Here is a 21,778-nt window from a genome sequence, read left to right on the forward strand (position 1 = left end):
TATGAAATCCTATCAAATTTTGAAAAGTCTAGCGTTATTGCTATTAGCTATTTTCATAGTTAGTTGTTCCGGAGAAAAAAAAGAACAAGAAGAACTAGTTAGGCCTGTTGAATATCAAAAAGTGTCCTATGCAAATGGTGCAAAAGAAAGAACTTTCAGTGGAACAGCGCGTACTGAAAAAATAATTAATTTAAGTTTTAGAAATTCGGGTATTCTAATGCAATTGGATGTTAAGTTAGGCCAACTTGTTAAAAAAGGCCAGCTTTTAGGAAAATTAGATAATGTGGAGCCTCGATTAAATTATGAACGCTCAGTAACATCCTTAAATAGTGCCGAATCTCAAATGAATACGGCAAAATTATCTCTTGATAGGTTTAGAGTTCTTTATGAAAAAGGTAGTGCTTCTTTAACCGATTTTGAATCGGCAAAAAACTCGTATCGAAATGCCGAGCAAAGTTATGAATCAGCTAAAAGACAAGTTGTAATACAACAAGAACAAATCAATTATGGCTACCTATACTCCCCAGAAAATGGTGTGATTACATCAGTAACCGCTGAAGTAGATGAGAATATAAGTCCAGGGCAAACCATTGCTATTTTAAATGCTGGAACTGAAATGGAAATTGCTCTTGGTCTACCTGAAAGCATTATTAACGAAGTTCAATTAGGCATGCCAGTAAACATTACCCTGTCTTCTGTTAATGACCAAAGTTTTCAAGGAAAAGTCACGGAGTTATCGCCAGCCATTGACACTAATACTGCTACCTATCCTGCTCGGGTTAAATTAAATGAGGCATCAGAAGATATCAAAACTGGTATGGCAGCAAATGTCACCTTTGAATTAGAAGAAAACAAAAAGCAAAGTCAGGCCTTGAGAATTCCTGCTAATGCTGTCGGAGAAGATAGTGACGGAAGATATGTATTTCTAGTAATAAAAGAAGGCGAAAAAGCACTGGTTAAAAAGAACCCTGTTGAAGTTGGTGATTTAAATTCTGAAGGATTTGAAGTGGTACAAGGTTTAAAAGAAGGACAACTGATTGCTACTGCAGGTCTACAGACGCTCTTAGATGGACAAGAAGTTTCATTACAGTAATTCAATTTCTAAAAAGAATAAGGTATGAATCTCACCGAATTTTCAATAAATAAGAATCGAATTACACTTACCATTTTAGGTACAATAATGCTTTTAGGTATTACTTTATATCAATCTCTCCCAAGAGATAGTATGCCCCCATATACAGTAAGGGTTGCATCTGTGGTATCTTTTTTCTCAGGGGCTAGTCCAGAACGTGTTGAACTTTTAGTAACTGATAAAATTGAAAAAGTGGTTCAAGAACTCCCTGAACTTAAGGAAGTTGCAAGTACATCAAGGGCAGAACTTTCCGTGGTAACTGTTACCCTTAAAGATGAAGTTGCCCCTGAAGACATGCAAGCTGTGTGGGATAGACTGCGACGGAAACTAAGTGCAATACAAGGTTTGCCTAGCGGGGTGAAACCAGATTTGAAAGATGACGGTATTGGTGAAGTTTATGGTATAGTAGTGGGGATGACTTCAGATGGATATTCTTATGCACAAATGAAAGAATATGTTGATGATATTAAGGATGATTTGATAAAACTACCCGATGCTGCTAAAGTAGAATTAGGTGGAGTTCAAGATGAACGAGTATTTGTGGAGTTTGATAATGCTAAACTTAAAGAATATAGTCTCTCGGCCAGTAAACTACAAAATATCATTGCATCTACTAATATTTTGAGTAGTGGTGGGCAAATAAATTTAGGAAACGAAAGAATAATTCTTGAACCAACAGGTAACTTCAATTCTTTAGATGATATAAAAGGAACATTAATTCCTGTTGGAGCCAATGGCACTCAACTATTACCCCTCGGAGATATTACAACAATAACACAATCTTATATTGACCCGCCAACACAAAAAATAAGGGTTAATGGAATGGATGCTATCTCATTGCATGTAAGTCTTAAGGAAGGCTCAAACGTCATTAAATTAGGAGAAGATATGGATGTCGTTTTAGAAAAGTGGCGTCAAAAACTTCCAGTGGGATTAGAGCTAGGTCGCCTGTCTTCACTTGACACTTATATTGATGTAAAAATCAGTGATTTCGTTATTAACCTTTTACAATCAATAAGTATCGTTTTGATTGTAATGTTGATTTTCTTAGGGCTACGTTCGGGAACAATTATTGCCAGCCTTATTCCTATTGTTGTCATTATGACTTTGATGTTAATGGGGCTTATAAATATGGGGCTTAACCAAGTTACACTAGCCGCTTTAATTATGGCTTTAGGTATGATGGTAGATAACGCAATTGTAGTTGCTGAAACTATTATGGTTAAGCTAGAACAAGGTATCCCTAAAAAGAAAGCAGCTATTGAAGCATGTTCTGAGTTGTTTACACCGCTTTTGATTTCTACATTAACAACTTCAGCCGCTTTTTTATCCTTTTATTTAGCAGAATCTACAATGGGGGATATCGTAGGTCCAATTTTTGTTGTTATTTCTTTGGCGCTGCTTTCGTCATGGATTATGGCTTTAACAGTAATTACATTGTTTTGCTATCTTTTTCTTAAGGTGATTCCGAAATCAGAGCAAAAAGAAAGTTTTGTAGACCGTATCATCAATATACTTAAAGGGTATTATAAAAATTTGATTTTAAAGGCCTTATCACATAAGTGGATAGTATTGATTGGTATTTTTATTGCCTTCTTTTTATCGCTCTATGGTTTTACAAAAGTTGCTTTTGTATTTTTTCCAGATAGTGATAGAAATATGATTACTATAGATATCAATTTGCCGCTTGGAACTAAAATTGAAACTACTTCAGATGTTGTCTTGGACATAGAAAAGTTTATTACAGATTCACTCCAAGTCAATGAAGCTCGGCCCAATGGTATTGTAGATTGGTCGGCATATATTGGTGAAGGACCAGAATCTTATGACTTAGGATATTCTCCCGATGAGGCCAATTCAAGTTATGCCCATATATTAGTAAACACCTCTGAATTCATCTACAATAATGAAATGGTTAGCAGTCTTGATGCCTATTGTTTTAAAAATTTTCCTGACGCTGATATTAAAGTTGGGCTTTTAGCTTCTGGTGGTGGTGGAACACCTATAGAGATAAAAGTATCAGGGCCCGATCCTGATGTACTTGCAAATATTGCTCGTACTATAAAAGGTAAGCTAACCGGTATTAACGGAACTAAAAATATTAAGGATGATTGGGGACCTAAAAGCAAAAAATTTGTAATTAATATTGACCAGAATAGGGCTCAGACCGCGGGTGTTTCAAATCAAGATATAGCAACTTCGCTACAAACTGTTTTAGAAGGTTTTCAAACCGGTGAGTATCGCGAAGAAGATAAATCTATACCAATAGTAATGAGAAGTGATGCGAGTCAACAACAAAGCTTGGAGTCGTTAGAAACATTAAATGTATACTCACAATCCACAGGTAAAAGCGTTCCCTTATTACAGGTAGCTTCAATTGTACCAGAATGGCAGTATAGTAAAATTAAACGATTAGATATTTATAGAACAGTAATTGTTTCTAGTGAACTTCGTGAGGGCGCCAATGCATCAGCAATCACACAAGAGATTACACCTTGGTTAGATCAACAAAAAGCGAATTGGGATTCGGATTACAACTATAAATTTGGTGGTGACGCTGAGAACACCGCAGAAAACATGGGTGCGGTAATAAAATACCTCCCCTTATCCGGTTTTATCATAGTACTCCTTTTAATTGTTCAGTTTAACTCATTCCGTAAAATGACTATGGTTTGTTTAACAATTCCCCTTGCCGTAATTGGTGTTGTTATTGGTCTATTAGTGTTTCAAGAGCCTTTCGGTTTTATGCCATTTTTAGGTGTAATCTCATTGGCAGGAATAGTAATTAATAATGCAATTGTCTTAATTGATAGAGTCGAGGTGGAACAGACCGCTCTTAAAAGAAAAGAAAAAGATGCCGTAATTATGGCTTGTTTACAACGTTTTAGACCAATATTACTAGCTACGTTTACTACAGTTTTAGGTTTAATTCCTCTTTATTTAAGTGGTGGTGAAATGTGGGAAGGAATGGCCGTGAGTATTATGGTTGGTCTATTATTTGGAACTGTTATTACATTAATTTTTATTCCAACTTTCTATAGTGCCGTATATAAAGTAAACTATAAAGATTATGTGTTTAATGAAGCCATGATGGAAGCATAAACGATGAATGGAACTAACTTTATCTTTAAAATATCTATATAAACATCTTTGGCAATCTATAGTATTCTGGACATTTGCCATGACACTTTTCGCCATTTTTCGATATTACGGCTTAGGAGAAGAAGAGGGTATTTCAACGGGGCCTGAACATCAAGGGTCTCGTATTTTACCAATTTTTGCGTTATTTGGATTCTTCATCGGTATAATAAGTGCATTAATAGAATTCTTTTTAGATAAATACCTTTCAAAAAGAATTTCTATTGGCCTCAACCTTTTTATAAGTATGCTTATTTATCTAATCTTTATAATTATTCTATCAACAATAACCATTGAAATTAGCAATACTATTTATGGTTTAAAAATTGATAATGCAGTTGGCTGGTGGCGAAAAGATAAAACCTTTTGGACCGTTATCATCTATATGAACATTGCCGCCTTGGGTTTTTCATTTATTCAGATTGCCAACGATAAATTTGGGAAGGGTGTTTTTGTAAAAATGCTCTTTGGAAAATATAAAGAACCAAAAGAAGAGAAACGCATTTTTATGTTTTTGGACCTAAAATCATCTACTACTATTGCCGAGAAATTAGGGCATTTCAAGTATAGCCAACTAATACAGGACTGCTTTTATGATTTAAATGAAGTGGTACCCGAGTACGATGCTGAAATTTATCAATATGTAGGTGATGAGGCCGTTTTAAGTTGGCCTTACCAGAAGGGGTTATCGAACAATAATTGCGTCAGGCTATTTTTCACTTTTAGGAAAAAGCTTTTTGATAAAACAGATTATTATACCAACAAATATGGAATTTCACCTGAGTTTAAAGCAGGTTTGCACGGAGGAATACTTATGGTTGCCGAAGTCGGGGTTGTAAAAAAGGAAGTGGCATATCACGGAGACGTTATAAACACTTCGGCTCGGATTCAAGCGGAATGTAACGCACATAAAGTACCAATACTCATTTCTGAAAAGTTATTGAAAGACCTTGATCGAGATGATTTTTTTTCTACCAGACATCTTGGCGATGTATTATTGAAAGGGAAGAAACAAGAAGTCAAAATTCATACTGTTGAATTGACCTAATGAAAAAATTATTATATAAATATCGTTTTGAATTATTTTTATTCAGCCAATTAGCCATTTTATTTGGTTCTTTGATTGTACCTCAAACAATTTTTGAAAACATCTTAGACCCGATACTCTTTTTAATTAATTTATTAGCAGGAATCATTTTAATTTCAAAAAGACCACGTTTGGTATGGTTTTGCATCTTTGTTTTGGGTTTAAGTGCAATTCTATTTATCATTTCAACCCTTATTGGTGAAAAGAATGAAACTTTAGATTTTTTACGTTTGGCAGGGTATTTCTTGTTTTATTTAGTGGTCACATTTGAAATCATTAAGCAAGTGTGGCTGGTTAAAAAAGTAAATAAAAATGTTATTTACGGTTTAATGAGTGGTTTCATTTCTTTGGGGCTTATTGGATTTTTTATTTTCATGACCATTGAACTGGTGTATCCTAATTCTTTTCAAGGGCCTCCAATGCTGGCCTTGGCTGAACAACCCGAACTGATTACTGAAAAACTGATGTATTTCAGTTTCATAACATTAATGACAATCGGTTATGGTGATATAATTCCGGTAACTGGACTAGCCCAAAAAGCAGTTATTTTAGTAGGATTAATTGGTAATTTTTATTTGGTAATTATTACTGCTGTTGTAGTAGAAAAATACATTACTCATTCAAAATAAAAATTTGGGACTAAAGTACATACTAATTTGACTTAGGGGTTTGTTTAGTTTTTTTATGACTTTTAGACTTATCGTATTTCGTGCCAACAGGATGAAAAGCCTTAATCCAAGCATTTTCAAAAAGACTAAGAAAGGCACTCATCTTATTTGTCTTTATCTTATTTAAGTCGCCTTTAAAAGGGACCTTCATTGAAATACTATTGTTTTTATGGTTTTTGATTAAAAATTTAAACATTCCAACAAAGCCTTCCCATAGAACACTTAAAAACTTATCCCCTTTACCAATAAATTTAGAATTAATAAATGAAGGATTAACTAAACCGTTAACATAGCCTTCATCTATTTTTAATACTCCATACATCTCAAAAGTTCCTCTAGCAAAATCAATTCCTGTATAGTGCTTAGTAAAATCATTTAACGCCATGGCGTTTGCATTGCGTATGGTCAAGGCAATATCAACATCAGGAATTTGTTGAATTAAATCCATTTTTCCCTCGACTTGCAATTCACCGCCACCTACTGTATTTCCAATCGCTACAACGCTCGATGGTAAACCCTGATTTATAGACTTGGTATTTCTTAAATTAGAAGCAGTAAGACTAATATTTTGAATATGTAAGTCAATATTTGGCTTTGTGTTAATTTCTACGTAGCCAAATTTACCACCTTCAACTTTTAGTTCGTTAATCGCTAAAGGCACAATTTCCGTCAATGCCTTAGACCAATCATCCAATTCTGGCTCTGGATTATTTCCGGTTTGATTGTGATCCGAAAGAATATAAATTATCTCTGGGTTTGCTAAATAAATATCACTTACAATGTTTCCACTCAGAATTTCATTTACATCTAAGGCCACAATAGATTTGGGGAAATTTAAAAATGGGATTTGAGTTTGAGCATTTATCTTATTAATATATAAATTCTCAATAATATATTCTCCTGAAAAAAGACCAACCTCTATGGCAGCTACTTCACCATAATATCCGGGAATATTGTGAAGGGCTTTATTGGTATAGTGTTTTAAAATGGAAGGCAATGCAATTCTAAAAATCACTAGTAATAGAATAATAGAGATTGGTATAACTACTATTTTTCTGCGAAACCAAAACCTTTTATTAGATGTATTCTTTTTCAATGTTATACGGTTTATAGGCCTCCTAAAGTCTTTTCAATTTTTTCAACAAATAGTGGAATCTCCACTCCAACTATAAATCGCCACCGATTTAGGCTTAATTTAGAAATTTCATTCTCTACAGCTTCCAATTCACCAGACGGAAAATCTATTGGGTTTGCAAATTCTGCACTCGTTGTTGATAAAATAGCACCTGAAACAAAACTTGCCCAACTTAAATTTGCGCTAAGCCCTAGACCATAATGCCAATAGTTAGTTCTAGTATCAGCCTCTTCGTTAATAGAACTAATCAAATTGAAAACGGTAGTTTGATTTTTATATGCCGAATAATCAGTCGAAAAACTTGAATAGGCCTTCCAAATATCATTTAAATATATTTCGGCCCCAACACCAAAATTGACAACTGGTTTAAGCGACTCGTTAAAATTAAAGTCTTGATTAGTAAAAGCATTTAAATCTAAAGTACTTATATCAAGTCTTTCATATTCTTCAACCCCATTGTACCATTCTATATTCGCATGGATTTTGTTCTTATGTAAATTGAAGCCGGCCCCTAATGAGGCGCCCAATGCTGTTCTACGCTTAGAATCTAAATCTCCAAATTCTGCTAAATTAAAAATATCATTATTCGTACCCGATAAAATCTCTTCCCCACTAAAACCTCCATTCCCTAAAAGTTTTAAATGTGGTAAGTTAAAGTTAAAGCCTAGCTCGATATCATCAGATTTCCAAGCTGCGGCTAATTTTAAAAACAATCCATAAGTCTTTTGCTCATAGCCTATCGTATTATCATACAACAACACATTATCTTGCTCATTTTTTGCAGCAAAATTCACATTAGAACTACCAGAGTAATTATAAATAGACAGAAATAGAGAAGCCCCAACACTAAAATTTCTTTTTATTGGTTTTGCCCAAGTAAGCCCTATCCATTCTTCTCTTAAATCTGTATTTATATTAGCTCTTGAAAGTACATCTTCATTACCATCTGAACCATTTATAAAATCTCCATTAACTAATCCTGAACTATAGTTTATATCGTATCTATTACGGTATCTTGAAATAAAAGAATAGGCAAACTTATCTTTTGGGAAGTTCTTGATTTCAAACGTACCGGCAACCATGGTCGGAATACCATTAAAATTAGAATTCTTAACACGTTCACTATTTCCGAATGTGTTTTCAAGCTTAATATTACTTAATTCAAAAGCTTTAGCGCTAATTGCAAATGAAGGATTATCTACTAAACCCAATCTTGCAGGGTTATAGTAGCTCAAACCTAAATCACTTACAGTACCGGTGACGTTACCATTTAGGAGTATTGATTTATTTCCAAAATTTTCTAGCCTATAATTTCCTTGCGCAAGGAGAACACCATGACTGCTAAAAACAACTACAGTCAAGAATAAGTAAGCCTTTTTTAACTTATTGCGCTTTTTCGAAAGCGGAAACCAGTTTTTGAACATAGGCATCAGCAGTTTTGTACGCATCTTTTGGGTTATTAATACTTGTGGTTAATATCGCAACTAACTGGCCTTCTTTTGGTTCATCAAGATTATATGCTGCGGTTTCAAGAATATATTTCGTTTCGGTCGTGGTGCTAACTGAATTTGTAATGTAATCCCCATAAGCACTGTAATAGGATCCTCCAATATAAGGCAGCGCAAAGTAATCGTAGAAAGTACCATAACCGACCGGATAATAATTTCCATAGGTAGCGCCCATATAGATACCACTATTGGTTGATCTAGTTATTTGTTGTTTGTCTTTAATAGATGTAATTACAATTGCATTAAATCCCTCGCTAGCCATTAGACTTTTAATAAACTCAATTCGTTCTTTGGTGAATTCTTGCTTAGGATTAATTTTTGGAGCTTTAATAAAACTTTCGGTAGCATTTATTCCTTGTTTTCTCAAGTTGTTGGCAATCGCTTCTTCAAAAGCGATTCTTGAATGGTCATCCGCTGTTCTACCCAGCACCAGTACATTTTTGTTTTTAAACTTGGTTATATTCGAATCGTCACCTTTCCAAGTGTCTAAAACCTTGATAGATGAGCATGACAACACTAAAAATGTAATTAAAACGAATACTAATTTTTTCATGGTTCTAATTGATTTAATATACTACGAAAGATAAGGAATCTAGATAATGAAAAATATTTGATGGTGATTTTAATAATAAAAAAATTATTTTTTATGCCTTCTTTTTCCGAAGGGGTATACTGAATTAATAAGACCTGATTCAATTGACTTTACGATGTAGTTGCCAAAACCCTTGTAAGGAACTCGTTGAAACTGTATCACAGCAGTTTTAAGCTTCCCATTTTTAGGGTTCTCTTTTCTTACTGCAGAATTCGCTATCCATGAAAATGTCTTATTAGTAAGCATTGCATCTTTGCGCAGTACAATAGTATTCAAATTATCGTAGTGCATTACAAAATCTCCAGTTGTAGAGGTGGCATTTCCTTGGCCATTAAAATTAAGCTTATGGACTCGACCAGATTCAAATTTTATATTTGATGAAGGAACCATTACTGGATTAAACGATTCAAAATTAAATGGACCAGTATGTCCATTGAAAGTGAAAAAATTACTGTTAAGCGGATTAATTAGTTTTAAATTAAGGGAGAAATCTATTTCATTAAAAACTTTCGCGGTCAATGACATATCAATATTTTGAGGCTCCAAATCATTATATCTTGATTTTGCCGAGCCCAAATTTAAAATTGTTGAATGCACATTTTCAAGGTTAATTACTATTTCTTTTTCATTGATGATTTCGAAATAATCTAGACTTGAATTTTTTATTTGAACTTTTTTAATCCAAAATTCCTTGTTAGATTTTCTTAAAAGGTGTTGCGGCATTGGTTTAGTTACCTTCTTATTCCAAGGCTTGTTTGAATCTTTTAGAATGGTGATTTTAGCTTTATCAATTAGAACACTATCCGCCATTAAATCAAATTTTTTAAAAAGCTTAGCCGTGTCCAAACCAAAAACCTCCAACGTTGGAATATCAAAAGAACTTGGTGATTTAGTATATATGCTAATGGCCACTTTTTTCTTTAAAATATTGAGATTACCCAACTTCAAATTGCTAAATTTTGAATAACCATTACCCAAATTCATTAAACCGTTGGACAGTGAAATTTTTTCTTTAATTGACCCGTAGGTCACTAACATATTATTTAGTTCTAAAACAATATCGTCAGTCTTAATAGAAATGGCTTTTTTATCTAAACCACTAGTGAATAATATATCCTTAATTGCTATTAAATCTCCTTTAAGCGAATTAATAGTATCATTTGCTATCTCATCAAAATGAACTATTTGGAAATCATCTATTTTAAATTTTGAAATTGAAAGCTCTTTTAAACCACTTTTTTTTTGAAGCGATGTCTTCTTTTTAGTTTTTTGACTTAATCTTTGTTCTAAAAGTCCACCCTTTTTAAATACTACCTCTAAACCTGTAACTTCAAACTCTTCTACTTCTAGCTTTTTGTTTAATAACAAGGGTAAAACTTCAAAATTTTTAACCTTAATGTCCTTAATAAATGTATGCGGATTTAATGTATTCAAGTCTAAACTCGAGCTATCTTGAAGAAGAACAACATCACTCAATTCAAATGAACGATTTAAATACGAAATCTCTAGCTTATCATAAGCTAAATATAACGGCTGGGTTTTATTAAGTAGTATGATTTGATTGTCAAGTGCTTTTTGAATTGTTTTTTTAGTTTGAATAAAGCCAAACCCGATTAGCATAACAACTAGAGTCAAAAAAACAAACCAAATTCTTAAATGTTTATTTTTAAACATCGTTTTTGTTTATTCGGTCTGAACACATACTCTTGTGGCTATTTATTCTAAGGTCCACTCTCAAACCCTAGTTTTTACAATTCAAAAAATTCTATTTCTTTGTTTGAATATTATTTTTTAAAAGTGCTTGTACTAGTTCTTTCGAATAAATACTCGTAGTTCTTTCGATGGAAGATGGATCCTTAAGTTCAAATCGACCTACCCATTCTAAATTATCACCCGTTTTTTTTGAAAGGTTATAAAAGCTACTTTCAAAAACATATTTTATACCTGTTTTGAGTTCATCAGGCTCCCATGTTGTAATTGGATAATAGCCCACGTAACGTCCAAAACGACCATATCTAGCCGGCACATAAGCTGTAGAAGTGCTGCCAGGCAAAACATCCGTATATTCTTCGGTATTAATCAGATTAGTAAGAATAGCCCCATCAAAACCTTGAGTCACCAATTTTTGTTTTAGTGATTGAATTTGACTTTCTGATAATTTATTCATTAAATCTTTTGTTCCTTCAACTTCATAAGATGCTTTTGCATCAACCCCATTTTCTTGAAGCGTTTTTACCACCTCACTCTCAAATTTAATCCGTGATGTTTTATCCTTTGAACGACCCACGACTAATACTTTATCATACTCCTGTTTTGTCTTACTAACATTCTCTGAACTTGTCAGATAAGAACTACTACAACTTGTTAAGAGAAAAACAAAACAAATTACTAAAACATTTAATACTCTCATCGCACCAATTTTTGATTTGATTTAAAAATACGATTTTATACTAAATCTACTTTTTAAAATAAATAGTTTTTAAATATGATAGTTTTTGGATAAAAGCCAATTGATTTTAAGTAGAAATTTAATTTTTCTGCTTTTTATCGATTAATAGGCGTACTAAATACTTGTAATGGTTAAATCTCGTTTTTTAGTTCTAACCCGTAAAAACCCAAATCTATGGAAAACCAAGAAATTCCGAACTTACCACCTGTAATTAGTCAACTTGATGACCAAACTAGAGTGACCTTCTACAAAAAAACCTATGCTCATTTGGCTGGAGCAGTTCTCCTATTCATTTTAGTGGAAACGCTTTTTTTTCAAATTCCTGCCATTGTTGAACTTGCTATCTCATTGACCGGAGGAATTAGCTGGTTACTTTTATTAGGAGGCTTTATGTTAGTCACAAATTATGCGGAAAAACTAGCTCTTAAGAGTGATAATGTGCAAGCACATTATGCAGGCTTAGTGCTTTATGTGATTGCTGAAGCTTTTATTTTTATTCCATTAATTTTTATGGCTGTAGTTATCGCAGACGGTGGGGCTTTCAATATATTATACCAAGCAGCCATTTTAACTATATCATTATTTACAGGCCTTTCAGCAATTGTATTCATCACTAAAAAAGATTTTTCATTTTTACAATCTGCCCTAACTATAGGTTTTTTTATCGCATTAGGTCTTATCATAGCAGGAACACTATTCGGTTTTGATTTAGGCTTATGGTTTAGTGTTGGCATGGTTGTATTGGCTTCTGGTTCAATTCTTTACCAAACATCAAACATGATACATAAATATCATGAAAATCAACATGTAGCAGCTTCACTTGGTTTATTTGCTTCACTCATGTTACTATTCTGGTATATACTAAGTATTTTATCAAACGATTAAAATACCTAACGTTCTTATTCAAAAGTCCACTTTATGCAAGTGGGCTTTTTTTATAGTTATTTTTAAAATTATCTTCGCTTAATTTCCAATTTTTATAGGATTTCATGAAAGAAACCAGAATAAATAAATACTTGAGTGAAGCTGGTTATTGTTCGAGAAGAGCAGCTGATAAATTAATTGAACAAGGTCGCGTAACCATCAATGGCAAAGTACCGGAGATGGGTACTAAAATAATAGAAGGAGATGTGGTAAAAGTTGATGGAGAACTTATTTCTAAGTCCCAAGAAAAACCTGTTTATTTAGCATTTAACAAACCCGTAGGCATTGTTTGTACTACCGATACAAGAGTCGAAAAAGACAATATCATTGACTTCATTAATTATCCAATTCGAATTTTTCCAATAGGTAGACTTGATAAACCAAGTGAAGGTTTAATTTTTATGACCAATGATGGAGATATAGTAAATAAAATATTAAGAGCTCGTAATGGACATGAAAAAGAATATATAGTAAATGTTAACAAACCAATTACAGAGGATTTTCTTACCAAAATGCGAAATGGAGTTCCAATTCTTGATACTGTTACTAGAAAATGTGAGGTTGAAAAAATTAATGAAAAACAATTTAAAATAGTTCTCACTCAAGGTTTAAATAGACAAATTCGAAGAATGTGTGAACATTTAGATTATAGAGTTCGAAAATTAAAACGGGTCAGAATTATGAATGTTAGCTTGGATATTCCTCCTGGCAAGTATCGTGATTTATCAGAGCTTGAGCTCAAAGAAATCAATAGATTAGTATCAGATTCGTCAAAAACACACTTCTAATTTTTATCAATAAAAGGTAGACCGGTCAGTTCATTATATTTAGTCAAAACATCGATATAACGCATATTATGGCGTTAAAAAGTAAAACCTATGAAAAATTCATAAGTATTTCCTTCAAATCTTTGTAGATATTTGTGGTGTATTAACGTCCTAAATCTACAATTATGAAACGTTCCCCAATTAACAAAATTGCTTTTGCTTTCGTGGCGTTATTAGTTTTTTCAACTTCTAATGCGCAAATCAATAATCAGAATGAAAATACCCAACGTATTGATGATTATTTGGAACTTTTACAACTCGGTTATTCTGAAATTGAAATTTTTCAAGACCTTGGAAATGTCAATTTTCTGCGAGAAAATTATGAGGCCGCTACCTTTTGGTATGAAAAGCTATTTAAAATCGCACATGCGGAAACTATTCCCAAAAGCTATAAAGAAAGATATGATTTTGCCTTGAATAGCTTGACTTCTACTAATGAACCATCTTCTAAAAAATATTGGATGAAAAGTATTAAAAATGATTATGTTATTAAAAAACCTTCTGAGGTTTCAAATGTAGCTTTGAGCCAAAATAGGCTTGTTGACACTAGTGATTTTGCACCAGGTCTTAGTGTTACTCAAAACGGCAACTTTGCCTTTTTTAGTCAGCCGGTTCAAACAAAGCCAGAGTATGGTATTTTTTCAAAAAAGGAAATAATACATGAAGTTTATAGAGCTGAAAGCATTAATGGGAAATGGACTAACTTTAAAAAGTTAGCAGTTTGTCCAAAGTATTACTCCGCTAAACACCCAACAGTTTCAGCTGATGGAACCCGTTTATTTTTTGCCTCAAACATGCCAGGTACTTATGGTAAATATGATATTTATGTTTCAGAAATAAAAAAAGATGGGAGTTTGGGTATTGCTAAAAACTTAGGTCCTAAGGTTAACACCAAAAAGAATGACCTCTACCCAGAACTATCTGATGACTCTTTACTCTTTTTTGCTTCAGATGGACGAAAAGGCTATGGAGGTTTAGATTTATTTGCTGTTCAAATTGATAAAAATAAGGTTAGTAAGTCTATTAATCTTGGAAATCAAATTAATAGTCCCTATGATGATTTTTCAATAGCATTTTCACCAGAAAAAGGTATGGGTTATGTAATGTCTAACCGCGGTTCAAAAAACAAGGTTAGTCAAATTGCTATTACTTATTCTACATCTGGTTCAGATTTTAATATTGAGAAAGATGATAATAAGTTAATGAAAGTACTTAACGATAAAACTGAAACAGATTATTCATCAACAATGTTCGACAATTAGTGGAATATCATTTTAGACTATGTTTATGAATATTTAAAACATCAGCTTATAGCGTAAGAATACAATTCCCCAAAAACCCCGATAATATGAACTATTCAAAAACTTATCATCTCAAAATTTACATATTGATTATGACGTTTTTGGTACTATTACCACTTACTCTTAAGGCACAAGAGACCTCTAATCAATATAGTATTAAGACCCCATTTCATAACCAATTATTTTTTAATCGATTCTTAATAAATCCAACTTATTCATTGGTTCGAGAAAACAAATCATACTTGAATGTTTTAATGAGAAATCAATATTCAGGTTATGAAGACAATAACCAAAACTATTATTTAGGTTTTAGTAACAAACTTGACGAAAATACAGCTCTTGGATTAGGTATTTATGGAAGGTGGTCTGGCATTGTTCAAGAATTTGGATTCAATGCAAACTATGCAACGGCAGTTAAACTAGGAGAGAAAAGTGCTTTAGCATTTGGAGCGAATGTTAATTATCTAAGTCAAGGGCTAGATAAAAATAGAATTGTTACGAATGAAAACGACCCAATCTTGGAAGACGCTCGCAAAGAGAATAAAATAAACATAGAACCCGGTATCAATCTTACAATGGGCAGTTTTGACTTTGGTATCTTCTTCAGGAATATGGTAAGTTATAACCAGACACTTGATGAGCTTTTTACCAATTTTAATTATGAAAGTATGACAACTATGCTCCAGTATACTCATAAGTTTAAAAGTTCTGGAGGTATTCTAGAGAATGGTCGTTTAATGCCGATTGTACAATTTGGCACTAATGTTAACAAAGAAATATCATATACAGGTTCTTTTTTACTAGACTTACCTAAACTTGGTTGGGTACAATCTACTTATGACAATACTTACGGGTTTTCTTCAGGGATTGGCTTTAATCTTAACAAAAAACTTTCACTTGGATATTTGATGGAAAAGAATCTAGATGCTATAGGAGATAATCTTGGGTGGAACCATGAATTATCACTGGCCTATTCATTTAATGATGAATATAGAGGTCTGGGGATAGATGTAAATATAGCCAGTTCAGAAGATGAACGAGTTGATGAAATAGTGCGTAATTATGAAGAGCAACTGGTTGAGTTAAGACAACAAATGAAAAATGAAAGTATGGTCTCTAAAGATGACAATTCACTTGCTTTTGAGAATAGGTTAGTGTTAGATGAATTGATTTTAAGACAAGACTCTATTGAGCGTGCTAGGGATAGAATGTTTGAAAGACGCTTTGAAACTATGGTACGCCTATTAAGACATGAAATGAGGCAAGAACAAAAATTACCTAAAGAAAAAGTTAGAAGTAAATATGCACAAACTGGAGTAGCTGAAAACTCATCAAAAAACAATAAATTAAAAAATAATAGAAGTGAATTATTTGATGATTCAATGATTAAAGCGCAGAATAAATCTGATTTAATTGGCGTAGAATCTGGTTATTATTTAATAGCCAATGTATTCAAAAATAAAACCTACTTAAAATCATTTATGGAAAAACTTCGTAAAGAGGGGTTAAATGCTAAACAGTTTTATAACAAAGAGAATGGGCTGCACTACGTTTATTTAGCAGATTTTAAAACAAAAGATGATGCATCAATAGCACATGTTAATCATTTAGAAGGTGCTTATGAAAAAGAAAAATGGATAATGGAAGTTTATAATCCTATGGCTACAGCTGACATTAGTTTTGATTAGTTACAACTAGAAAAACTAAAACCAGCAAAAGAACATCAACAAATTACCAGAAGCTTACGGAAATCGGGGTTGATTTTTAGGACATTAGTTTCATAATGGACCGAATGCTTTTGATAAAAGGTCGTCTGAAGAGACGACCTTTTTTGTGGGATAAACTGAGAATTCCTTAATTCAACATTCCGTTGGACGAAAATACTTACATTTCTTTTTGATAAATTATCAAAAAATATATATTGTCTATAGAAAATAACTCAAATAAATTTTCAAACCCCGAAAATCCCGTAATATGAAATCTTACAACTCCTACAAAAATGCTATTTTGATTGCAACCCTCAAATCATATTTTAGCCCCCCTCTGCTTAATTAACATATTCTAATGGAAATATTGGTGTCTTGCGCCTTATTCTATCAAATTCTTACATCTTTCAGAGTATAAACTATATTGAATTTAATTCATCAATAGACTGGTATCATATATATAATATGAAACTAACTTATTGGGTATTTATGTTATTCAAGTTCTAGTACTCTAAGCTGTTTTAAAAAACAACACTCAAAAATATTAACCCCAAATCGTACTATTATGAAAAAACTTCCACTTAAAGTTATTGTCATTGACAATGACGAAAAAATGAATGATTGGTATCAAAATTATTTTATACATGATCCTGATTATTTGCTTGTAGAAACATACACAACTGTTAACGCTGCATTAATTAATTACCAGAACAACCTACCTGACATTATAATATCTGAAGTTTCCTTATTAGGTATTTCAGGTATAGATGGTATTGAAAGGTTTAGAAAAAAGAGCACTACAATTAAGATCATTATTGCAAGTTCAAAAAGTGATTTTGAATTAATAAAAAGGGCATTTAAAATTGGTGCAAATGGGTATCTCACTAAACCAATTTCAAAAGAACGTCTTTTTCATGCTTTAATTTCTGTTAAACACAACGGTGCAGCTTTAAGCTATGATGTTGCTAAAAAAGTGATTGCTACATTTCAAAAAAAGAAATACGAATCGTTTTCTAAGAGAGAAAATCAAATCGCAGAATTCTTAAGCCAAGGTGCAACTTATAAAACTATAGCCCATAAACTTTTTGTAACCCCGAGTACTGTAAATTTTCACATTCAAAATATTTATCTCAAACTCAATGTTAACTCCAAGTCTGAAGCTCTTGAGAAGCTAAGAATTCTTGAAGCTTCATAAACTAAAAAGCCCTGACCAGTTAAGTCAGGGTTTTTTAATTTAATATGAAAAGACCGTTACTTTACTTCTTCGAAATCAACGTCTTCAACATTATCACCTTCAGAAGAACTGCCTGCGCCAGCATCTCCACCTGCATTAGCAGTAGGGTCTCCCCCAGCCTGCTGTGCCTCAGCTTGTGCTTTGTACATTTCTTCTGATGCTACTTTCCATGCTTCATTTATTTTCTCTAAGGCAGGTGAAATGACAGCCAAATCCTTAGTTTCATAAGCCTTCTTTAATTCTTCTAAAGCTTCTTCAATTGGTTTTTTCTTGTCATCAGACAATTTATCTCCAAATTCAGTTAACTGTTTTTCAGTCTGGAAAATCATACCATCAGCTTCATTCAATTTGTCAGCCGTTTCTTTAGCAGTTTTATCAGCTTCAGCATTAGCTTCAGCTTCTGCTTTCATTTTTTGAATTTCTTCATCCGTCAATCCAGAAGAAGCCTCAATTCTAATATCCTGTGATTTACCAGTAGCTTTATCAGTTGCTGAAACTTTAATTATACCATTAGCATCAATATCAAAAGTCACTTCAATCTGAGGAGTACCTCTTTGTGCCGGTGGAATTCCATCTAAATGAAATCTTCCTATAGTTTTATTATCAGCAGCCATTGGGCGTTCTCCTTGCAGTACATGAATTTCAACTGATGGTTGATTATCTGCGGCCGTAGAGAACACTTGAGACTTTTTGGTCGGAATGGTTGTATTCGACTCTATTAATTTAGTTGCTACCCCACCCATAGTTTCAATTCCTAAAGAAAGTGGTGTAACATCTAATAACAATACATCTTTAACATCACCGGTTAAAACACCGCCTTGAATAGCTGCACCAACAGCAACAACCTCATCTGGATTTACACCTTTCGAAGGTTTTTTACCAAAAAAATTCTCAACTGCTTCTTGTACTGCTGGTATTCTTGTAGAACCTCCAACTAAAATTATCTCGTCAATATCACTTTTTGAAAGTCCAGCTGACTTTAAAGCCGTTTGACAAGGCTCAATTGTACGTTTTACTAAATCTGCAATTAATTGCTCAAACTTAGCTTTAGTTAATGTTCTAACTAGGTGCTTAGGGCCTGAAGCAGTTGCAGTTACATATGGTAAATTAATTTCAGTTTGGGCAGAAGAAGATAATTCAATTTTTGCCTTTTCAGCAGCTTCACGTAAACGTTGCAATGCCATGGCATCTTCACGTAAATCCATTGATTCATCATTCTTGAACTCCTCAGCCAACCAATCAATAATTTTTTGATCTACATCATCACCACCTAAGTGTGTATCTCCATCGGTGGATAATACTTCAAAAACTCCATCTCCTAATTCAAGAATAGAAACATCATGGGTACCACCACCAAAGTCAAAAACAACAATTTTTTGATCAGTATCTTTCTTATCTAAACCATATGCCAAAGAAGCAGCTGTTGGTTCATTTATAATACGTTCTACAGTTAAACCAGCAATTTCTCCTGCTTCTTTAGTTGCCTGACGTTGCGAATCATTAAAATAAGCCGGTACAGTAACTACAGCTCTTGTAACATCTTGACCTAAATAGTCTTCAGCAGTTTTCTTCATTTTCTGAAGAATCATAGCTGATAATTCTTGTGGAGAATACATACGACCATCAATATCAACTCTTGGTGTATCGTTATCTCCTTTTACTACGTTATAAGGTACTCTTTTCGCCTCTTTAGAAGATTCCGAGAACTTATTACCCATAAATCTTTTAATAGAATAAATGGTTTTATGTGGGTTAGTAACAGCCTGACGTTTTGCAGGGTCTCCAACCTTAATTTCACCACCTTCTACAAATGCAATTACAGAAGGTGTTGTTCTTTTACCTTCTGCATTGGGAATTACAACTGGTTCATTACCTTCCATTACGGAAACGCAAGAGTTCGTTGTCCCTAAATCTATTCCGATTATCTTACTCATGTTTTTATATTAGATTTTTAAACTTCATATTTTTATCATCTCTAAAAGGACAATGATTATGCCATGACATAAAATCTGCCAAGGTGTCATATTCTGTATAATAATTTTTGTAAAAACTAGATTTGAGCTACTTATCTTTGAACTATAAACCTAATCAATGGAATGTATCAGTGTTTTTGACATGTTGAAAATTGGTGTAGGTCCATCTAGCTCGCATACCCTGGGTCCGTGGCGTGCTGCCGAAAGATGGCTCCAAGAATTACGTGAAAATAATGTTTTTGATAGTGTTCAAAATATTAAAATTCACCTCTATGGCTCTTTATCCTTGACTGGAAAAGGTCACGCAACAGATGTCGCCGTGATTTTAGGTCTATTAGGTGCAGACCCAGTGAATATTCCTATTACATCTATTACGAGTTCCGTTTCAAGAGTCAAAGAAAAAAAGCAATTACATTTAGGTAATGAAAAATTGATTCCTTTCAATTTTGAAACCGACATTACTTTTTTGAGGGAGTTTTTACCATTTCATTCTAACGGAATTCGTTTTATCGCTTTCTTGAATGATGAAACAATTATAGAAGAAACCTACTATTCCATCGGTGGTGGTTTTGTGGTCAAGGAAGACCGCATTCATGCTAAAGAAAATAAAGAGGTTTTCAACACTTTTCCTTTCCCAATAAAAACTGGGGCCGAACTACTAGATTTTTGTGAAGCTGAAAATAAAACTATTTCTGAATTGGTCTTAGAAAACGAACGATCATTGCGTAATGATATAGAAATAGATACCAATCTTCGTCAGATATGGAATACGATGTTAGAATGTATTTATACTGGTTGCCATACGGAAGGAATTTTACCTGGTGGCCTGAATGTAAAACGAAGAGCTTATGAAATTCATCAAAAATTAAAAGGAGAGTTAAGTTATACCACACCCTTGGAATGGTTAAAAACCATACGTGAAACTGAGGTAAAGTTTCGCCAGATTTTGAAGTGGGTAAGTTGTTTTGCTTTATCTGTAAATGAAGTAAATGCTTCATTAGGTCGTGTAGTAACTGCGCCAACAAATGGCAGCGCAGGTGTTATTCCTGCAGTTTTAATGTATTATCTGGTCATTGAGAATCACGATGGAGATTTTGATGACATTAAAAGGTTTTTATTAGTAGCAGGCGAAATAGGTAGCATATTTAAAAAAGGAGCCACGATATCTGCAGCAATGGGTGGTTGTCAAGCCGAAATTGGAGTCTCTTCAGCTATGGCTGCGGGTGCTTTAACTGAGCTGATGGGTGGTACTCCAGAACAAGTATTATGTGCCGCTGAAATTGCCATGGAGCATCATTTAGGACTTACTTGTGATCCAATTGGCGGCTTGGTTCAAATACCATGTATTGAACGCAATTCAATGGGTGCTATAAAAGCAATTAATGCGGCTGAGTTGGCAATGGATACGGACCCTAAACAGGCTAAAGTGCCTCTTGATAAAGTGGTAAATACGATGTGGGAGACTGCTAAGGATATGAATACTAAATATAAAGAAACCTCAGAAGGTGGTTTAGCGGTAGGTGTGTTTTTAAGTGATTGTTGATAGGTGCTCTACTCTTTCAAACATCCGGATTTACCCCTAGTGTCAATCAAATAAATAATTTTCCATTCACCATCAAAATTGACCATTTGAAACGAATTAATACCGCAATGTGAAAATTGACCATTTAACCAGAATTCGTAACCAACCCAAGCATTGGCCATGGTTCTATCAACTTGTATGGACCATGATGTGAGTTTTTCCTCAAAGGATACCGAGTCTGGAATACTTACAATAGAAGTAATCAGCCTGTTTATTTTTTCATTTTTAAATTGAGTCTTACCCTCTTTATTACGCCCTGTTGTTTGAAGCACTACTTCGCGTGCTAAAACGCTTTTCATTAACACAGAATCTTGTTTATGAAAGCCTTCAAAAAATGTTTCAACGACTCTCTTAACTGCAGTTTCTTCTTTTTCTTGTGCAGTTACGCTTGTAACACCAAGTAGTACTAAAACTATTAAAATAATTTTCTTCATTAGGATATATATATTGCGAAAATCAACTTATATGAACTTAAGAAACAATTTAAGAAAAAGAATCTTGTTTTCACAGGAATGACAAAAT

General features: G+C 33.4%; 17 protein-coding genes. 10 read left to right on the plus strand and 7 right to left on the minus strand.

Going from position 1 to position 21,778, the window contains the following annotated elements:
• Position 1: 1 nt before the first annotated feature.
• Genes RM542_RS08660 through RM542_RS08675 form a run of 4 tightly spaced genes read left to right on the plus strand, consistent with a single transcriptional unit; the run spans position 2 to position 5,986 of the window.
• Positions 2 to 1,093: an efflux RND transporter periplasmic adaptor subunit gene (locus RM542_RS08660; RefSeq protein WP_311385344.1), complete on the plus strand. Its 1,092-nt coding sequence runs from the start codon at positions 2 to 4 to the stop codon at positions 1,091 to 1,093.
• Positions 1,094 to 1,117: 24 nt separating this feature from the next.
• The gene (locus tag RM542_RS08665; protein ID WP_311385345.1) at positions 1,118 to 4,234 is read left to right on the plus strand and encodes an efflux RND transporter permease subunit; all 3,117 of its coding nucleotides are present in this window, start codon (positions 1,118 to 1,120) and stop codon (positions 4,232 to 4,234) included.
• Between the two features lie 7 nt (positions 4,235 to 4,241).
• Positions 4,242 to 5,318: an adenylate/guanylate cyclase domain-containing protein gene (locus tag RM542_RS08670; RefSeq protein WP_311385346.1), complete on the plus strand. Its 1,077-nt coding sequence runs from the start codon at positions 4,242 to 4,244 to the stop codon at positions 5,316 to 5,318.
• Positions 5,318 to 5,986 (plus strand): ion channel, encoded by a 669-nt coding sequence (locus RM542_RS08675; RefSeq protein WP_311385347.1) that lies wholly within the window; start codon positions 5,318 to 5,320, stop codon positions 5,984 to 5,986. Before RM542_RS08670 ends, RM542_RS08675 begins: the two co-directional genes overlap by 1 nt.
• A 22-nt stretch (positions 5,987 to 6,008) precedes the next feature.
• On the opposite strand, the gene RM542_RS08680 is transcribed toward RM542_RS08675, so the two are convergent.
• The 5 genes from RM542_RS08680 to RM542_RS08700 form a co-directional block, all read right to left on the minus strand.
• Entirely contained in the window at positions 6,009 to 7,121 is a 1,113-nt protein-coding gene (locus tag RM542_RS08680) for a DUF748 domain-containing protein (protein WP_311385348.1), read from the minus strand.
• Between the two features lie 11 nt (positions 7,122 to 7,132).
• Complete coding sequence (locus tag RM542_RS08685) at positions 7,133 to 8,584, minus strand: hypothetical protein (protein WP_311385349.1); 1,452 nt, start codon at positions 8,582 to 8,584, stop codon at positions 7,133 to 7,135.
• On the minus strand, positions 8,544 to 9,221 hold the full coding sequence (locus RM542_RS08690) for a hypothetical protein (protein WP_311385350.1): 678 nt from the start codon (positions 9,219 to 9,221) through the stop codon (positions 8,544 to 8,546). The genes RM542_RS08685 and RM542_RS08690 overlap by 41 nt, the downstream gene beginning before the upstream one ends.
• Positions 9,222 to 9,305: 84 nt before the next feature.
• Positions 9,306 to 10,934: a hypothetical protein gene (locus RM542_RS08695; RefSeq protein WP_311385351.1), complete on the minus strand. Its 1,629-nt coding sequence runs from the start codon at positions 10,932 to 10,934 to the stop codon at positions 9,306 to 9,308.
• 91 nt (positions 10,935 to 11,025) lie between these two features.
• The gene (locus RM542_RS08700) at positions 11,026 to 11,670 is read right to left on the minus strand and encodes a hypothetical protein (protein ID WP_311385352.1); all 645 of its coding nucleotides are present in this window, start codon (positions 11,668 to 11,670) and stop codon (positions 11,026 to 11,028) included.
• A gap of 213 nt (positions 11,671 to 11,883) precedes the next feature.
• On the opposite strand from RM542_RS08700, the gene RM542_RS08705 reads away from it, so the two are divergent.
• From RM542_RS08705 to RM542_RS08725, 5 genes are all read left to right on the plus strand, one after another.
• Entirely contained in the window at positions 11,884 to 12,594 is a 711-nt protein-coding gene (locus RM542_RS08705) for a Bax inhibitor-1 family protein (RefSeq protein ID WP_311385353.1), read from the plus strand.
• A 104-nt stretch (positions 12,595 to 12,698) separates the two neighbouring features.
• The gene (gene rluF / locus RM542_RS08710) at positions 12,699 to 13,421 is read left to right on the plus strand and encodes a 23S rRNA pseudouridine(2604) synthase RluF (RefSeq protein WP_311385354.1); all 723 of its coding nucleotides are present in this window, start codon (positions 12,699 to 12,701) and stop codon (positions 13,419 to 13,421) included.
• 164 nt (positions 13,422 to 13,585) lie between these two features.
• Positions 13,586 to 14,722, plus strand: coding sequence for a cell envelope biogenesis protein OmpA (locus RM542_RS08715; RefSeq protein WP_311385355.1), 1,137 nt, complete (start codon positions 13,586 to 13,588; stop codon positions 14,720 to 14,722).
• 86 nt (positions 14,723 to 14,808) lie between these two features.
• Positions 14,809 to 16,449, plus strand: coding sequence for a PorP/SprF family type IX secretion system membrane protein (locus tag RM542_RS08720; protein WP_311385356.1), 1,641 nt, complete (start codon positions 14,809 to 14,811; stop codon positions 16,447 to 16,449).
• Positions 16,450 to 17,032: 583 nt separating this feature from the next.
• The gene (locus RM542_RS08725; protein ID WP_311385357.1) at positions 17,033 to 17,662 is read left to right on the plus strand and encodes a response regulator transcription factor; all 630 of its coding nucleotides are present in this window, start codon (positions 17,033 to 17,035) and stop codon (positions 17,660 to 17,662) included.
• 56 nt (positions 17,663 to 17,718) lie between these two features.
• On the opposite strand, the gene dnaK is transcribed toward RM542_RS08725, so the two are convergent.
• The gene (dnaK, locus tag RM542_RS08730; protein WP_311385358.1) at positions 17,719 to 19,635 is read right to left on the minus strand and encodes a molecular chaperone DnaK; all 1,917 of its coding nucleotides are present in this window, start codon (positions 19,633 to 19,635) and stop codon (positions 17,719 to 17,721) included.
• 157 nt (positions 19,636 to 19,792) lie between these two features.
• On the opposite strand from dnaK, the gene RM542_RS08735 reads away from it, so the two are divergent.
• Entirely contained in the window at positions 19,793 to 21,217 is a 1,425-nt protein-coding gene (locus RM542_RS08735) for an L-serine ammonia-lyase (RefSeq protein ID WP_311385359.1), read from the plus strand.
• Positions 21,218 to 21,225: 8 nt separating this feature from the next.
• Here RM542_RS08735 and RM542_RS08740 read toward each other — a convergent pair whose 3' ends face one another.
• On the minus strand, positions 21,226 to 21,690 hold the full coding sequence (locus RM542_RS08740) for a nuclear transport factor 2 family protein (protein WP_311385360.1): 465 nt from the start codon (positions 21,688 to 21,690) through the stop codon (positions 21,226 to 21,228).
• Positions 21,691 to 21,778: the final 88 nt, after the last annotated feature.

It is taken from the genome of Croceitalea sp. P059, assembly GCF_031846365.1.
Lineage (GTDB): Bacteria > Bacteroidota > Bacteroidia > Flavobacteriales > Flavobacteriaceae > Croceitalea > Croceitalea vernalis.

What these genes read in the sequence shown, in the direction of transcription:
- RM542_RS08715 (WP_311385355.1), top strand. Translation starts at nt 13,586, where the DNA reads ATGAAACGTTCCCCAATTAACAAAATTGCTTTTGCTTTCGTGGCGTTA.
- RM542_RS08695 (WP_311385351.1), bottom strand. Translation starts at nt 10,934, where the DNA reads ATGTTTAAAAATAAACATTTAAGAATTTGGTTTGTTTTTTTGACTCTA.
- RM542_RS08700 (WP_311385352.1), bottom strand. Translation starts at nt 11,670, where the DNA reads ATGAGAGTATTAAATGTTTTAGTAATTTGTTTTGTTTTTCTCTTAACA.
- RM542_RS08740 (WP_311385360.1), bottom strand. Translation starts at nt 21,690, where the DNA reads ATGAAGAAAATTATTTTAATAGTTTTAGTACTACTTGGTGTTACAAGC.
- RM542_RS08665 (WP_311385345.1), top strand. Translation starts at nt 1,118, where the DNA reads ATGAATCTCACCGAATTTTCAATAAATAAGAATCGAATTACACTTACC.
- RM542_RS08660 (WP_311385344.1), top strand. Translation starts at nt 2, where the DNA reads ATGAAATCCTATCAAATTTTGAAAAGTCTAGCGTTATTGCTATTAGCT.
- dnaK (WP_311385358.1), bottom strand. Translation starts at nt 19,635, where the DNA reads ATGAGTAAGATAATCGGAATAGATTTAGGGACAACGAACTCTTGCGTT.
- RM542_RS08705 (WP_311385353.1), top strand. Translation starts at nt 11,884, where the DNA reads ATGGAAAACCAAGAAATTCCGAACTTACCACCTGTAATTAGTCAACTT.
- rluF (WP_311385354.1), top strand. Translation starts at nt 12,699, where the DNA reads ATGAAAGAAACCAGAATAAATAAATACTTGAGTGAAGCTGGTTATTGT.
- RM542_RS08690 (WP_311385350.1), bottom strand. Translation starts at nt 9,221, where the DNA reads ATGAAAAAATTAGTATTCGTTTTAATTACATTTTTAGTGTTGTCATGC.
- RM542_RS08720 (WP_311385356.1), top strand. Translation starts at nt 14,809, where the DNA reads ATGAACTATTCAAAAACTTATCATCTCAAAATTTACATATTGATTATG.
- RM542_RS08725 (WP_311385357.1), top strand. Translation starts at nt 17,033, where the DNA reads ATGAAAAAACTTCCACTTAAAGTTATTGTCATTGACAATGACGAAAAA.
- RM542_RS08670 (WP_311385346.1), top strand. Translation starts at nt 4,242, where the DNA reads ATGGAACTAACTTTATCTTTAAAATATCTATATAAACATCTTTGGCAA.
- RM542_RS08685 (WP_311385349.1), bottom strand. Translation starts at nt 8,584, where the DNA reads ATGTTCAAAAACTGGTTTCCGCTTTCGAAAAAGCGCAATAAGTTAAAA.
- RM542_RS08675 (WP_311385347.1), top strand. Translation starts at nt 5,318, where the DNA reads ATGAAAAAATTATTATATAAATATCGTTTTGAATTATTTTTATTCAGC.
- RM542_RS08735 (WP_311385359.1), top strand. Translation starts at nt 19,793, where the DNA reads ATGGAATGTATCAGTGTTTTTGACATGTTGAAAATTGGTGTAGGTCCA.